Genomic DNA, 13,220 nt, shown 5'->3' on the forward strand with positions numbered 1-13,220 from the left:
CCGTGTGCCGGAACTGCTGCGCGGCATTCCGGATGCGACCTATGCGGCGGCCCTGCCCGCCCATGTCGGGGTCGCGGTCGCGCGGGATCTGTTGCTGACCGGGCGGCGATTCGATGCGGCCGAGGCGCAGCGCATCGGGTTGATATCGCGGGTCGTTCCGCACGACGATCTCCGGTCTGCGGCACTGACGGCGGCACGAGAAATCCTGCGGACCTCACCCGAGGCTCGGGCACAGACCAAGCGAATGTTGAACGAGCGCTACGGACTCATCGACTACCAGACGATGTTCGGCGCGCTCGCCACCTCCACGGAACCGCGGGAAGGAATGCTCGCGTTCATGGAGAAGCGCGAGCCGAGCTGGATTCCGCCCGATCTGCCCAGCTGATCACCACCGACATTGGGCCCGGAAACTTTTGTCTCCGGACCCAATTCGTCAGTTTGCGACGTGCTGCGCGATGAGGGTCTCGGAACGCTGAACCGTGCCGGTGATCCCGGTGCTGTCCTGTGCTGCCAGTACAACCGCAGCGGCGCCCATCGTTTCCGGTGGTTCGACCATCTCCGGTGGGATCTCCTGGCCACCGCCGGCGGCCTGCCAACCCTCGGTGAGTACCACCCGGGACGGGCTCAGGCAGTTCACCGCGATGTTGTCACCCGAGAGGTCCGTAGCCAGCCCGAGGTAGAGGCGTTCCACCGCGGCCTTGGACACCCAGTAGGCGTTCGACCCACGGTCGGTCATGCCGACTCCGGTCGTTGTGACCGCGATCATCGAGCCACCGCCGCGGGCGCGGAGATGCGGGATGACGGCCTTGGTTACCGAGAACACGCCGGTGAGGTTGACGTCGAGACACAGCTGCCAGCGCTTGAGCGGCGTCGACTCGATCGGGCCGAGCCACAGCACACCGGCGTTGGCGACCAGGATGTCGATGCCGCCGAACTCCGCCACCGTCGCGGTGACGGCGGCGTCGATCGAGTCCTCGTCGGTGACATCACACGGGACGGGGAGTGCCCGGCCGCCGCGCGCGACGATCTTGTCCGCGACGGCGTGAATTGTGCCGGGCACCCGTCCTGCCTGTTCGGTGCGGGCCGCGACGGCGACCGCCGCGCCGGCATCGGCGAGCGCAGTGGCGACCGCGGCACCGATGCCGCGGCTCGCCCCGGCGACGAACGCGACTTTGCCGGCGAGACCGGTCACTTCGGCGGGAACCGCAGGGCGCCGTCGAGGCGGATGACCTCGCCGTTCAGGTAGTCGTTCTCCGCGATCGCGAGAGCGAGCTGGGCGTACTCGGTCGAGCGGCCCATCCGCTTCGGGAACGGCACCTGCTTGCCCCAGTACTCTTCGAGCTGGTCGGCGGCCTTTCCGTAGGCCGGGGTGTTGATCGTGCCCGGCGCGATGCTCACGACCCGGATGCCGAGCGGCGACAGGTCGCGCGCGGCAACAAGCGTCATGCCGACGACGCCGCCCTTGGCCGCCGCGTACGGCAGCTGGCCGACCTGGCCCTCGTACGCCGCGATGGACGCGGTGTTGATGATGACGCCCCGGCCACCCTCTTCGAGCGGTTCCTGCCGAGCGATCGCCGCGGCAGACAGCCGCAGGACATTGAAGGTCCAGTTCAGGTACGACTCGATGGTCTTCTTGAACGAATCGAGCGGCATCGGGCTGCCGTCCTTGCCGACGAGCCGTCCACCACCCGCGGGGCCGCCGTGCGTATCCACAGAGATGCGCAGCGGACCGAGCGACTCGGCCTCGGCGATCGCGGCGTTGACGGAATCCTCGTCGGAGGCGTCGGTGTGCACGTAGCGGATGCCGAGCTCGCTCTCGAGTGCCTTGCCCTTGTCGTCGGCGACGTCGGCGACGACCACCTTCGCGCCGGCAGCGTGCAGGCGCCGCACCGTGGCCTCGCCGAGGCCGCCCGTGCCTCCCACTACGAGCGCGGAAGTGCCACTGATCTCCATAACGATTTCCCTTCTTGCAACGACTGCTCTCGTTCTGAGAGAATCATGTTCTCATGAACATCAGCATGATTCCAGAGATGGCGGCATCGGCCGGAGATCGGGCTGTAGTGACCGCAGATGGCCGTTCCCTGACAGCGGTTGAGCTGCTTGGTCGAGCACTCCGAGCTGCCAAGCGGTTTCAGCAGTACCCGGCGGTGTTGTACCTGGGTACGAACCACCTCGCGTACCCGGTCGCGCTGTTCGGTGCTGCGCTGGCAGGCGTGCCGTTCGTGCCGCTGAACTACCGGCTCGGCGAACAGCAGCTGAATGCTCTGCTTGCGCGGCATGAGGGAGCGTTGGTGCTGCGGCCCGATGACCTCGACGCGCTCGTGGGCGAGGATTCCGCGGCCGACGACGCAGCCGACGAGTTCGAAGCACCGGTGCAGGACGACGATGCGATCGCGGTGATCATCTACACCAGCGGTACGACCTCGGACCCGAAGCCGGCCATCCTTCGCCACCGTCACCTGCTCGCCTACGTGTTCAATACCCTCGAATTCGGCACGGCAGAGGAAACCGACGCGTCGTTGGTAGCGGTACCGCCGTACCACATTGCCGGTCTCACGAACCTGCTGTCGAACCTCTACACGGGCCGCCGGATCGTGTACTTGCCTGGCTTCGACGCGACCACGTGGCTCGACACGGTCCGCGCCGAGCGCGTCACCCACGCCATGATCGTGCCCACCATGCTCGCGCGCCTCGTTGCCGAAATCGGCGACGCCAACGCCGATACGCCCAGCTTGGCCAGCCTCGCCTACGGCGGATCCCGCACGCCGCGCCCGGTTCTCGAACGCGCGCTGCGCTGCTTCCCGGACACCGGATTCGTCAACGCCTACGGCCTAACCGAGACCGCGTCTTCGGTCGCCGTGCTCGGGCCCGACGACCACCGCATCGCGATCGCGTCGAGCGACCCGATGGTGCAAGAGCGGCTCGGGTCTGTCGGGCAGCCGCTGCCCGGTATCGAGATCGTGGTCCGCACCGAAGAAGGGGAGCCGGTTCCGGCGGGGGAGACCGGACTGGTATTCGTGCGCGGCGAGCAGATCTCCGGCGAGTACGGCGCGCGCAGCGTGCTCGACGCCGAAGGTTGGTTCGCCACACGCGATCTCGGCCATCTCGACGAGGAGGGCTACCTCTACATCGAGGGCCGTGCCGACGACACCATCATCCGTGGCGGCGAGAACATCGCGCCCGCCGAGATCGAGGACGTGCTTCTCGACCATGCCGGGATCACCGAAGCCGCCGTGATCGGCGTGCCCGATCCCGAGTGGGGACAGCGGATCGTCGCGGTCCTGGTCGGCGACGTCGACCCCGACGAGATCCGCGAGTTCGCCAAGCAAAAGCTGCGTTCGTCCAAGACGCCGGACCTGATCGTGTTCCGCGACGAACTGCCCAAGACCGAAACCGGAAAACTGTTGCGCCGCGTGCTCGTGGCCGAACTGGAGAACACCAATGCCTGAAGCCGTCATCGTCAATGCCCTGCGGACGCCGATCGGCACTGCGTTCAAGGGGTCACTGCGCGAGACTTCTGCCTATGACCTCGCGAACCACGTTGTGGCCGCGGCCGCCGAAGACCTCGACAAGAGCTTGATCGACGACGTGATCCTCGGCGAGGGATTGCACGGTGGTGGCGTGATCGCCCGCCATGCCGCGATCACCGCCGGGCTCGAGCATGTGCCGGGCCTCGCAAACAACCGGCACTGTGCTGCCGGCCAGGCTGCGGTGCAAAGCGCCGCCGCCAGCATCAAGGCGGGGATGGACCGGCTTGTGATCGCCGGCGGCGTGAACTCCGCCTCTACGATGCCGCGGTCCCGTGTCCGGGTCGGCGAAGAGATGGTGGACTGGATGGCACCCACCCATCCGGACCGGCCCGACGCGCCGAACAGGGACATGTCGATCACCGTCGGCTGGAACGCCGCGCAGAAGGCGAACGTCACCCGCGAGGAGATGGACGCCTGGGCGCTGCGCTCGCACCGGAACGCGATCCGTTCGATCGACGAGGGACGGTTCAAGGAGGAGATCGTCGCGATCGAGACACCCCTCGGAGTGTTCGATACCGATGAGCACCCGCGCCGCGACACGAGCATGGAGCGGCTCGCAGGCCTCAAGGTGCTGCACCCCGAGATCGAAGGCTTCAGCATCACCGCCGGAAACTCCAGTGGCGCCAACGATGCGGCCGCGGTGCTGACGGTCGCGAGCGATGAGCTCGGCCTTCCGGCGCTGGCCACGATCCGCTCGTGGGCCTCTGCCGGCGTGGACCCGGCGATCACCGGACTGGCGCCGGTCGATGCCATCCGTAAGGCACTCAACCGGGGTGGCTACTCGCTCGGCGATGTCGACCTGTTCGAAATCAACGAGGCGTTCGCGGCGATGGTGGTGGCCACCAACCGCATTCTCGGCATCGATCCCGAACTGGTGAACGTGAACGGAAGCGGCTGCTCGCTCGGTCATCCGGTGGCCGCGACTGGTGCGCGCCAGCTGGCCACGCTCGTGTACGAGCTGCGTCGCCGCGGCGGCGGAATCGGTGTCTCGGCGATGTGCGCCGGCGGCGGTATGGGATCCGCGACGGTCATCGAGGTTCACGCTCCGTGACGGTTTCTCGTTGCATAGTGGTTGAGCGATGAGCGTCACCGAACTGATTTCCTCGGCACGGTCGGGTTCGCAACGAGCCGTTGGCAAGCTGCTCAGCCTGGTAGAGGATCCGGAGCGCCGCGAGGAGGTCCTCGCGGCGCTCGACCAGGTACCGGCAAGGGTTGTGGGCATAACCGGACCGCCCGGTGCAGGCAAATCGACGACGGTCGCGGTGCTCGTCGGCGCCTACCGCGCGCGGGGAATGCGGGTGGCGGTACTCGCCGTCGACCCGTCCTCGCCCTACAGCGGCGGCGCTTTGCTCGGCGACCGGATCCGGATGGCAGAACACATCAATGACCCCGATGTGCTGATCCGATCGGTGGCCACGCGCGGACACCTCGGCGGCCTCGCGGCGGTTGTGCCCGCGGCCATCCGGCTGCTCGCGGCGCTGGCCTACGACCTGATCGTGATCGAGACGGTCGGCGTCGGGCAGTCCGAGATCGAGATCGCCGCAGTCGCCAATCCGACGGTGGTGATCCTGAATCCCGGTGCAGGAGACGCGGTTCAGGCCGCGAAGGCAGGCCTGCTCGAGGTTGCCGACCTGCTGGTTGTGAACAAGGCGGATCGCGAGGGTGCCGAGCAAACCGTGCGCGACCTTCGGCAGGAGTCACACGTGCCGATCCTCACCCTGGTCGCCTCGAAGGGGACCGGGGTGCCCGAACTGATCGACGCGATCGAGGCGCATCAGCGGGCGGACACGCCCGAGCGTCGCACTGCCCGGGCGCGGGCCCAGATCCTGTCGCTGGCGCAGTCGCGGCTGCGGACGGATCCGGACCTGGCGCTATTGGCCGCGGCGGTTGCCGAGGGCTCCGACGATCCCTACAGCGCCGCTGCGAAGCTGATCGGCCGCAATGGAGATGGCCCCGCCTGAGGCGGGACGGGTGCCATGGGCCCGCCGGTCGGTTCCCGGCCTCTTACAGACCGAACCGGCCTCAGCCCGTGACGGCAGGCTGCTCCGGCTGCTCGACCCGCCCATCGCCGTAGAGCGCGAAACGCGCAGCCTCGGGCGGATGAACGGGGGCTGATGTCGACCACGGCCAGACGCCGAACTGGGTACGCCGGTAATCGGCGAAGGCCTGGTCGATCTCGGAGGCCGAGTTCATCACGAACGGGCCGTGCGCAACAACCGGTTCGCCGATCTCGGCTCCCTGCAGCAGGAGGCCGGTGACCGGACGTTCGCCGGCACGGATGGTGAGCGGACTCTGCATCGTCTGCTCGTAACCCTGCCCGGATTCCACAGTGGCGCCATCGATATCGAGTCTCGCGCCGTCGCCGTGCAGATAGAGCAGGCGCCGGGTGTCGGGCCGGTTGGTCGCAGGTAGCTCGATCGACGCATGCGGGTCCAGATCGAGGACCCACACTGCGACATCGGCAGCAGGATCCGACGCCCACGAATGACTGGGCGGTGCAAGAGGTTTCACATCACGGAAAGCGCCGGCGATGACCCGGACGGTCGCCTGCGTGCCCGGTTCGCCCTCGTTCAGCACCGGGACGTCTTCGTTCCATTGCATAGTGAATTCAGGGTCGGCCATCTTGTCCCGAGCCGGGAGATTGAGCCAGACCTGATAGATCTCGAACGGGTTGCCGGCATCCTCGCGTAGGAGGGGAAACATTTCCGAGTGGCTGACGCCCCGGCCCGCGGTCACCCATTGCACGTCGCCCGGGCCGTAGCGAGCACTGGCTCCGGTGGAGTCGGCGTGATCGATGATTCCTTCCCGCACGATGGTGATCGTCTCGAAGCCTCGGTGCGGGTGCGCGGGGAATCCCGGCACCTCGTTTCCGTGGTACATGTTCCACCCGGCGGGATTGCCGAAGTCACCTCCGAGCGGTCGGCCACTCAGATCCGCGGCCGGCGCCATCTTCCCGTCGCCTCGCGGATAGTCGTCGTGGTGGTACGCAGCGAACAGGAACGGGCCGATCCCGCGCCACGGTTGGCCGAGGTCGACGACCCGCCCGGTTCGGTTCTGGTCAGTCATCGCCAACTCCTTGGGTCGCGCTGGTCGCGGTCGCGATTCCATGCTCGAACCGAGCGGCATGCTCGGTCCACGCCGGCCAGGAGGCGGCAACACCAGTTTCCAGATTGCGCCAACGGATCGTCGCGATAACCGAGCACAACATGCCCGGATCCGACAATATTCCGGCGAAGGCGCCGCGTATCCGGACGTCGATCATCCCGACCACGCCGCATCGGAGTTGCCGCGCACTGCGCAACGCCGTGGCGTCGGCCAAGTTAGCCGAGTGCGGCGATCACCTGCGGAAGGTCGAGTGTCGTGCAGATTCCCGGCGGTGCGGCAACCACGAGCGCAATCGCGTTCACCGCACGATTCGCGGTGTAACTGGGGGCCATCTCGCTCATGCGCTCCAACGGGACAGGGAAGATCAGGTCCACCTCGAGCGGCGCGTCCCCGTCGACGGAGATATGCCAACCAGTGGTGCCGAGCTCCCAGTCGGCATCGATATCGGTACTGCAGTACCAGTTGGCGCGGAACTGCAGCAACGGCTTGTCGTCCCGGATGCCTATGATCGTGATTCGCTGTGCTGCAACCGTTCCTGCGGGGACAATGCCTGCCGCTATCTGCAGGTCAACCGGAGTAGTAGCGACTTCGCCGCGAGCCTCGATCGAATCGAGCCCCAGGCCGAGTCCGTCGGCGAGCGTATGCAATGACGGGGCAAAACTGTCGCGCACATGCGCGACCCGCCACGCCGCGAAGTCACCCGGTTCGCGACCGAATCCCATGATGTCGAACAGGATTTCGGGGGTGGCGCGCTGGGAAAGGTCCGCGAATTCGTCGATGGCGAGGAAGTCGAGCCGGCGCTGGATCGAGCTGAGCACCATCGGAATGGCCTCGGTGATGAATCCCGGGCTGCTGCCCGTGCTGTGAATACTCGCGCCGCCGAGCTTGCACGCGGCCTCGACGCGCTCGCGCAGTTCCGGGTCCATGCTCGCGGGGTGATGGAACTCGCCGCGGGTGGTCACGATATTCGTGCCGCTCAAAAGAATTCGGCAGATCTCGTCGACATCGAGTGCGCGAGCCATGTACAGCACACAGTCCGCGCCCAGATCGACGAGGCGGTCGATGTCGCGAGTGGCCGCGACACCGACCGGGTCGAGCCCGCACAGCTCGCCGGCGTCACGGCCGTCCTTGTCGTCGGAGTACACGTAGACACCGGCCAGCTCGAGATCTGGGTGCTCGATCACGCCGCGTAGTGCCCGCGTCCCGATGTTTCCGGTCGCCCACTGCACGACGCGCGGCGGTCGACCATCGATCCGGTTGTCCGACAACGAGTTCGACATCGGAATCAGGCCTTCTCCGGCTGCGGCAGGCGCAGCAGCGCTTCCTGTGCGAAGGATGCGACGAGAGTGCCCTCTTCGGTGAGGATGTCGCCGCGTCCGAAGCAGCGCCCGTGCGCAACCAAGGGGCTGTGCTGGCGCAGCAACAGCCATTCGTCGGTCCGGAATGGCCGGTGGAACCAGATGTTGTGCGAGGTGACCGCGGAGAGGAACACAGTGCCGTTGCCGGTCTGATTGAAGCCCTCGACCGGACGCAGCGCGGTGCCGATGAGCGTGAGATCGGTTGCGTAGGAAACCAAAGCGGATGCCAGGTCCGGCTTGACCTCGGGTGTGCGCATCCACAGCTCGAACTCGGGCTCTCCGACCTCGGACGAGTTCAGATCGACGGTGGAGCGGGTGTCCCACGGGATCAGGTCCATGCCGCTGATCCGGTGCTCTTCGCCGAGTACCGCACCGACAGGGGCGACGCTCTGGAGGTCGGGGCCGTCCTCGGCCGCGTGCATCGCGATCGTTGCGCTGGCCGAGACGCTGTCGCCCTGTCGGGCGACCGCCGAGAGCGTCGCGAAGGACCGTCCCTCGTGCTGGCGCGACACCTCGTAGCGCATCGGCTCGGACGTCTTGCCCTCACGGGCGAATAGCACGTGCAGCGACTTGATTGTCTTGCTCGGGCAGGTCAGCTCGGCGGCGCGAACCAGCTGGCCGAGGATCTGACCACCGAAGACGCGGTGATACGGGAGGTCCTGGTTACGCCCCTCGTACACGACGGGCGCGGCCGGATCGTCGGAGTTGGCCGGGTCGGCGGTCAGGTCGAGGCAGGTGAGGAGGTCGCTCCAAAGTTCGGACATGTGCCCGAGTGTAAGCAGGTTTCTCCCCGATTGAGAATAGCGTTCTCGCTAGCTGCCGGAGAACCCGCGAGCGCAGAACGTCCAGACCTCTTCAGCCTCGATCGGATGCACTGTCGCATCGTCGGGAGCGCCGCTGGACTGGGCGATGAACATGACGGTTTGCATCGTCATTGCAGCGATTCGACGTGGGTTGACGTCGGCTCGGAGTTCGCCGGCGGCATGCGCCTTCTCCATAAGTTCGGTGAACAACCCGAGCAGCGGAGTGTGCGCAACTTTGACCTCGGCGGGGTGCGTGATCAGGAGTTGCGGCGCGAAGTCGGTGAACAGCGGCCTGCGTGCAGTCGGGTCCGGACGGCTGAATTCGAAGAGCAATTCGACTGCGACACGGAGTTGGTCGATCGGGTCGTCCTGCCCGTAGGCGGCGGCGCGAATCTGATCCGAGGCGCGGCCGAGCGCGTCCTCGAACAACGCGAGCAGCAGCTCGTGCTTTCCATCGAACTGCAGGTAGAAGCTCCGCAGGGACTGCTTGGACCGGTCGACGACCTCCTGGACCGTGAAGTCCGTGCTGCCCTTTTCGGTGATGATCGCCTGGGCTGCGTCAAGGAAGCGCTGCACGCGCTGCTCGGCTCGGAGCTTCGCGGTGCGAATGGAGCGCTCGACTGCGCGCTGCTTCCAGGCCGGCTCTTCGATCGGCCCGGTCACCGCTGCTCCAGTCGTGTGTCGGATGTGGCGAACATGGGAGCACTGTACCCGAGAGTATGCACGTGTTGTGCTGCTATCTCGGCGATTCCTAACATTTATCGAGACTATTACTTTCCTGATGCGAGAATGATATTCTCCTTCTACGTGTGCACCCCTATTTCTGGGCAAGGAGGCAGGCCGGAATGCTCTTCGAGTTCGACGCCGATCAGCGGCTGTGGCGTGACACCGTTCGTGGTGTAACCGCCAAGGAGTGCCCGGCGACGCTGATCCGATCGGTCGTCGACCACGGCGCCGATCCGAGCCCGCTGTGGAAGACCTACATCGACCTCGGTTGGACTGAGATGACCGACGCCGACACCATCGTCGAGCTCGCGATTGTTCTCGAGGAACTCGGTCGCGCCACCGACCCCACGCCATTCCTTGCGACGATGACGCAATTCGCGCCGTTGGCACCAGAATTCACCAAGCCCGATCAGGCGGGCGCGGCGGTGTTCGAGGGCGTCAGTGCGTCCCGTCAGGGCGGCGAGTGGCTGCTCAACGGCACCGCGCGCTACGTACTCGACGGGGACCGGGCGGATTGCTTCGCTGTTGTCACTGCCGCCGGAGTGTTCGTTGTTCCTGCGGCAGACGTTGCGGCAGTGCGCAGTCCGATCTTCGACCCCGTCCTGCATGTTGCGGAGGTTTCCTTCTCCGGGGTGCGTGTCGGCGCCAACGCACGTAGCTCTGTCGACCCCGAACGTGCGCGGCACCTCGCGCTTGCCGGCCTCGCGCTGACCACCGTCGGTGCGTGCCAACGGATTCTGGACCTCGTCGTCGACCATGTCAGCAATCGGAAGCAGTTCGGTGTGGCGATTGGGTCGTTTCAAGCCGTCAAGCACAAGGCTGCCGATATGCACGTCGCCATCGAGCGGGCCCGGGCACTTGCCTATTTCGCAGCACTCACCATTGCCGAGGACGATCCGCGCCGGCGCGTCGCCGCATCGATGGCGAAAGCCGCTGCAGGCGAGTGCCAGTCGCTGGTGTTCCGGCATGGCCTGCAACTGTTCGGTGCAATGGGATTCACCTGGGAGAACGATCTGCAGTTCGCGCTCAAGCGAGCCAAGATCGGGGAGTTGATGCTCGGTGGGGCAGACGAGCATCGGGCATTGATCGCCAAGGAGTACCGTGCAACTTTCGTTTGATAGCGACGTCGAGGAATTCCGAGCCGAATTCGCGGCCTTCCTCGACGAAAACCTCCCGGCAGAGGCCGAGGCTTCGGCGCAGAGGGCGAAGTCCAGCTCGGACAATCCGGAGTGGGCACGTCGTTGGCAGCGCCTGCAATTCGACAGCGGCTGGCTGCTTCCGGCGAATCCGCCGGAGTTCGGCGGCCGCAACGCGACAATCGTGCAGCAGTTCGTCCATCTCGAGGAACTGTCGCGACGCCGCATCTATCACAGCTTCAACCCGCAGGGCGTCGGCATCATTGCCGCATCGCTGCTCTCTTTCGGTACCGACGAACAGAAGCATCGTTGGGCCGTACCGATTCTGCGCGCCGAGATCACGGCGTCGCTGGGCATGAGCGAGCCCGGCGCTGGGTCGGATCTGGCCTCGCTGCGCACCCGTGCGGTCCTGGAGGGCGACCACTTCGTCGTCAACGGCCAGAAGGTGTGGACGTCGGGCGCCCACGACGCAGACGTGCTGCTGACCTTCGTCCGTACGGATCCGGATGCGCCGAAGCACAAGGGCATCAGCGTGCTGTTGATTCCCACCGACACCCCCGGTATTGAGCGCCGGCCCTTCCCGTCGGTGTGCGCGGCCGACGACATGGATTTCAACGAGGTGTTCTTCACCGATGTTCGGGTGACCGCGGAAAACCTGATCGGAGAGCTCAATCAAGGCTGGAGCGTGGCGAACGGATCGCTCGGCCACGAGCGGACCCTGCTTTGGCTCAGCTACGCCGACCGTATGCAGGAGCTCATCGAGGACTTCTCTCCGGTGACGGCGCTCGACCAGGACCGGTACGCGACGCTCATCATGGACAACCAGGCACTTCGACTGCTCGGCTCGGCAGCGCTTGCGCGCGAGGCCCGCGACGAGCAGGACGTGCCCTCGCTGTCCGTGCTGAAGGTGCTCGGTTCGGAGGGCTCGCAGAATGGTGCCGAATGCGCGCTGAACGCCGCCGGCAGCGATGGTTTGATCTCCCCGGCCCTCACAGCGCCCGATAACCCGTGGAATCTGGATTGGTTCTCCGGCAGTTGGTTCGACCGCTACACCCGGAGTTTCGCGGGCACCATCGCGGGCGGTACATCGGAGATTCAGCGCACGATCATCGCCGAGCGTGTGCTCGGTCTTCCCCGGAGCTAGAGGAGTCCGCTTTGTACATTCTTTATGACGTTGCAGACAAGATTGCGACCATCACGCTGAATCGGCCGGATGCGGCCAATGCGCAGAACGCGGACCTCCTGAATGAACTCGATGCCGCATGGACCCGGGCCGCGGAGGATCCCGAGGTCGCAGTGATCGTGCTTCGCGCCGAGGGCAAGCATTTCTCGGCCGGGCATGACATGCGGGGCGGCGGCGAACCGGTTCCGGACAAGATCACTCTGGAATTGATTTACCAGGCCGAAAGCAAGCGCTACCTCGAGTACTCGCTGCGCTGGCGCAACGTGCCGAAGCCGTCCATCGCGGCTGTCCAGGGCCGTTGTATCGCAGGCGGTTTGCTGCTGTGCTGGCCGTGCGACCTGATCGTTGCCGCCGATGATGCGAAGTTCTCCGATCCCGTCGTGATGATGGGCATCGGTGGCGTCGAGTACCACGGTCACACCTGGGAACTCGGGCCTCGCCTGGCGAAGGAGATCCTGTTCACCGGTCGCGCGCTCACCGCCGACGAAGCCGCCAAGACCGGCATGGTGAACAAGGTGGTGCCGCGTGCCGACCTCGATTCCGAGGTCAGGGCGCTGGCGGAGCAGATCGCCACGATGCCGCGGTTCGGTCTGCGCCAGGCCAAGCGTGCCGTCAACCAAACCCTGGATGTGCAGGGCTTTTACGCCGCGATCCAGTCAGTGTTCGATGTCCATCAGACCGGACACGGCAATGCGTTGAGCGTCAGTGGTTACCCCATTCTGACCAATCTCGACGAGATGAAGGCGGCCATCAAGTAGGTTCCGCATCGAGCGCACAGAGTGAACGAATCTCGACGACATGAGGATTCGCTCGCTCCAGCGCACCTAGCTCAGCAAAAGAGTTCCAAAGTCAAAGGAGACCCCATGCGCGTACCGTTCACCCGGCGAGCCGCTATCGCCGCCAGCATCGTCGCCATCGCGATGGCGCCGCTCGCCGCTTGTAGCAGCGACGACGACAGCTCGTCCGAAAGCTCGACGACCAAGGCGTCTGCGTCCGAGACCACGTCTGCGGCCGAGACCACCACGGCAGCCGCGGCCGGTGGCGCCGCCGCCGACGAGGCGACCACCAAGGCCATCACGGACGCCTACGTGCTCTTCTTCAACGGCCAGACTCCGCCGGCCGAGCGTGCCGCCGTGGTCGAGAACGGCCAGACCTTCCTGCCGGTGCTGGAGGGCATGACCGCCAACCCGCAGGCGATGGGTACGTCGGCAACGGTTGGCGGTGTTTCGTCGGTCGACGCCAACAACGCCAACGTGACCTGGACCCTGAACCTGAACGGCGCGCCGGTGCTGCCGAACCAGACCGGTCAGGCCATCAACGACGCGGGCACCTGGAAGGTCTCCGCGGCCACCTTCTGCGCGCTGCTGGCGATCCAGGGT

15 protein-coding genes are annotated in these 13,220 nt (G+C 66.0%); 8 read left to right on the top strand and 7 right to left on the bottom strand.

Annotated elements, in window-relative coordinates; translation table 11 throughout:
* On the top strand, positions 1-385 hold a 385-nt coding region (locus tag A8G08_RS09830), incomplete at its 5' end, for an enoyl-CoA hydratase/isomerase family protein (protein WP_245672754.1).
* Positions 386-433: 48 nt separating this feature from the next.
* On the opposite strand, the gene A8G08_RS09835 is transcribed toward A8G08_RS09830, so the two are convergent.
* Both A8G08_RS09835 and A8G08_RS09840 read right to left on the bottom strand, forming a co-directional pair.
* Positions 434-1,192, bottom strand: a complete 759-nt coding sequence (locus A8G08_RS09835) for an SDR family NAD(P)-dependent oxidoreductase (protein ID WP_068273271.1) — start codon at positions 1,190-1,192, stop codon at positions 434-436.
* A complete protein-coding gene (locus A8G08_RS09840; RefSeq protein WP_068273273.1) occupies positions 1,189-1,953 on the bottom strand; it encodes an SDR family oxidoreductase in 765 nt (254 codons plus the stop codon). The genes A8G08_RS09835 and A8G08_RS09840 overlap by 4 nt, the downstream gene beginning before the upstream one ends.
* Positions 1,954-2,006: 53 nt before the next feature.
* On the opposite strand from A8G08_RS09840, the gene A8G08_RS09845 reads away from it, so the two are divergent.
* From A8G08_RS09845 to meaB, 3 genes are read left to right on the top strand one after another with little or no spacing between them, the layout of a single operon-like run.
* Positions 2,007-3,449 carry a class I adenylate-forming enzyme family protein gene (locus A8G08_RS09845; protein WP_068273274.1) on the top strand — a complete coding sequence of 481 codons (1,443 nt, stop codon included), beginning with the start codon at positions 2,007-2,009 and terminating at the stop codon, positions 3,447-3,449.
* Positions 3,442-4,581, top strand: a complete 1,140-nt coding sequence (locus A8G08_RS09850) for a thiolase family protein (RefSeq protein WP_068273276.1) — start codon at positions 3,442-3,444, stop codon at positions 4,579-4,581. Before A8G08_RS09845 ends, A8G08_RS09850 begins: the two co-directional genes overlap by 8 nt.
* 28 nt (positions 4,582-4,609) lie before the next feature.
* On the top strand, positions 4,610-5,491 hold the full coding sequence (gene meaB, locus A8G08_RS09855) for a methylmalonyl Co-A mutase-associated GTPase MeaB (protein ID WP_068273277.1): 882 nt from the start codon (positions 4,610-4,612) through the stop codon (positions 5,489-5,491).
* A gap of 61 nt (positions 5,492-5,552) precedes the next feature.
* Here meaB and A8G08_RS09860 read toward each other — a convergent pair whose 3' ends face one another.
* Genes A8G08_RS09860 through A8G08_RS09880 form a run of 5 tightly spaced genes read right to left on the bottom strand, consistent with a single transcriptional unit; the run spans position 5,553 to position 9,459 of the window.
* The gene (locus tag A8G08_RS09860; RefSeq protein ID WP_068273278.1) at positions 5,553-6,596 is read right to left on the bottom strand and encodes a pirin family protein; all 1,044 of its coding nucleotides are present in this window, start codon (positions 6,594-6,596) and stop codon (positions 5,553-5,555) included.
* A complete protein-coding gene (locus tag A8G08_RS09865; protein WP_068273279.1) occupies positions 6,589-6,849 on the bottom strand; it encodes a hypothetical protein in 261 nt (86 codons plus the stop codon). The genes A8G08_RS09860 and A8G08_RS09865 overlap by 8 nt, the downstream gene beginning before the upstream one ends.
* A 1-nt stretch (position 6,850) precedes the next feature.
* Positions 6,851-7,915 (bottom strand): NAD(P)H-dependent amine dehydrogenase family protein, encoded by a 1,065-nt coding sequence (locus tag A8G08_RS09870; protein ID WP_068273281.1) that lies wholly within the window; start codon positions 7,913-7,915, stop codon positions 6,851-6,853.
* A gap of 5 nt (positions 7,916-7,920) precedes the next feature.
* Positions 7,921-8,757, bottom strand: a complete 837-nt coding sequence (locus A8G08_RS09875) for an acyl-CoA thioesterase (protein WP_068273283.1) — start codon at positions 8,755-8,757, stop codon at positions 7,921-7,923.
* 48 nt (positions 8,758-8,805) lie between these two features.
* Positions 8,806-9,459, bottom strand: a complete 654-nt coding sequence (locus A8G08_RS09880; protein ID WP_068273284.1) for a TetR/AcrR family transcriptional regulator — start codon at positions 9,457-9,459, stop codon at positions 8,806-8,808.
* A gap of 182 nt (positions 9,460-9,641) precedes the next feature.
* Between A8G08_RS09880 and A8G08_RS09885 the strand changes: the two genes are divergently transcribed.
* From A8G08_RS09885 to A8G08_RS09900, 4 genes are all read left to right on the top strand, one after another.
* A complete protein-coding gene (locus A8G08_RS09885) occupies positions 9,642-10,640 on the top strand; it encodes an acyl-CoA dehydrogenase family protein (protein ID WP_068273285.1) in 999 nt (332 codons plus the stop codon).
* Positions 10,624-11,802 (top strand): acyl-CoA dehydrogenase family protein, encoded by a 1,179-nt coding sequence (locus A8G08_RS09890; protein WP_068273286.1) that lies wholly within the window; start codon positions 10,624-10,626, stop codon positions 11,800-11,802. The genes A8G08_RS09885 and A8G08_RS09890 overlap by 17 nt, the downstream gene beginning before the upstream one ends.
* Before the next feature lie 11 nt (positions 11,803-11,813).
* Positions 11,814-12,599, top strand: coding sequence for an enoyl-CoA hydratase (locus A8G08_RS09895; protein ID WP_068273288.1), 786 nt, complete (start codon positions 11,814-11,816; stop codon positions 12,597-12,599).
* A 105-nt stretch (positions 12,600-12,704) separates the two neighbouring features.
* Positions 12,705-13,220: MTB12 C-terminal domain-containing protein (locus tag A8G08_RS09900; RefSeq protein WP_068273289.1), on the top strand; the 516-nt coding region annotated here is incomplete at its 3' end.

Source organism: Aldersonia kunmingensis (assembly GCF_001646865.1).
Lineage (GTDB): Bacteria > Actinomycetota > Actinomycetes > Mycobacteriales > Mycobacteriaceae > Aldersonia > Aldersonia kunmingensis.

Coding starts and splice junctions, on each gene's coding strand:
- A8G08_RS09845 (WP_068273274.1), top strand. CDS start 2,007: ATGAACATCAGCATGATTCCAGAGATGGCGGCATCGGCCGGAGATCGG.
- meaB (WP_068273277.1), top strand. CDS start 4,610: ATGAGCGTCACCGAACTGATTTCCTCGGCACGGTCGGGTTCGCAACGA.
- A8G08_RS09870 (WP_068273281.1), bottom strand. CDS start 7,915: ATGTCGAACTCGTTGTCGGACAACCGGATCGATGGTCGACCGCCGCGC.
- A8G08_RS09840 (WP_068273273.1), bottom strand. CDS start 1,953: ATGGAGATCAGTGGCACTTCCGCGCTCGTAGTGGGAGGCACGGGCGGC.
- A8G08_RS09875 (WP_068273283.1), bottom strand. CDS start 8,757: ATGTCCGAACTTTGGAGCGACCTCCTCACCTGCCTCGACCTGACCGCC.
- A8G08_RS09885 (WP_068273285.1), top strand. CDS start 9,642: ATGCTCTTCGAGTTCGACGCCGATCAGCGGCTGTGGCGTGACACCGTT.
- A8G08_RS09850 (WP_068273276.1), top strand. CDS start 3,442: ATGCCTGAAGCCGTCATCGTCAATGCCCTGCGGACGCCGATCGGCACT.
- A8G08_RS09860 (WP_068273278.1), bottom strand. CDS start 6,596: ATGACTGACCAGAACCGAACCGGGCGGGTCGTCGACCTCGGCCAACCG.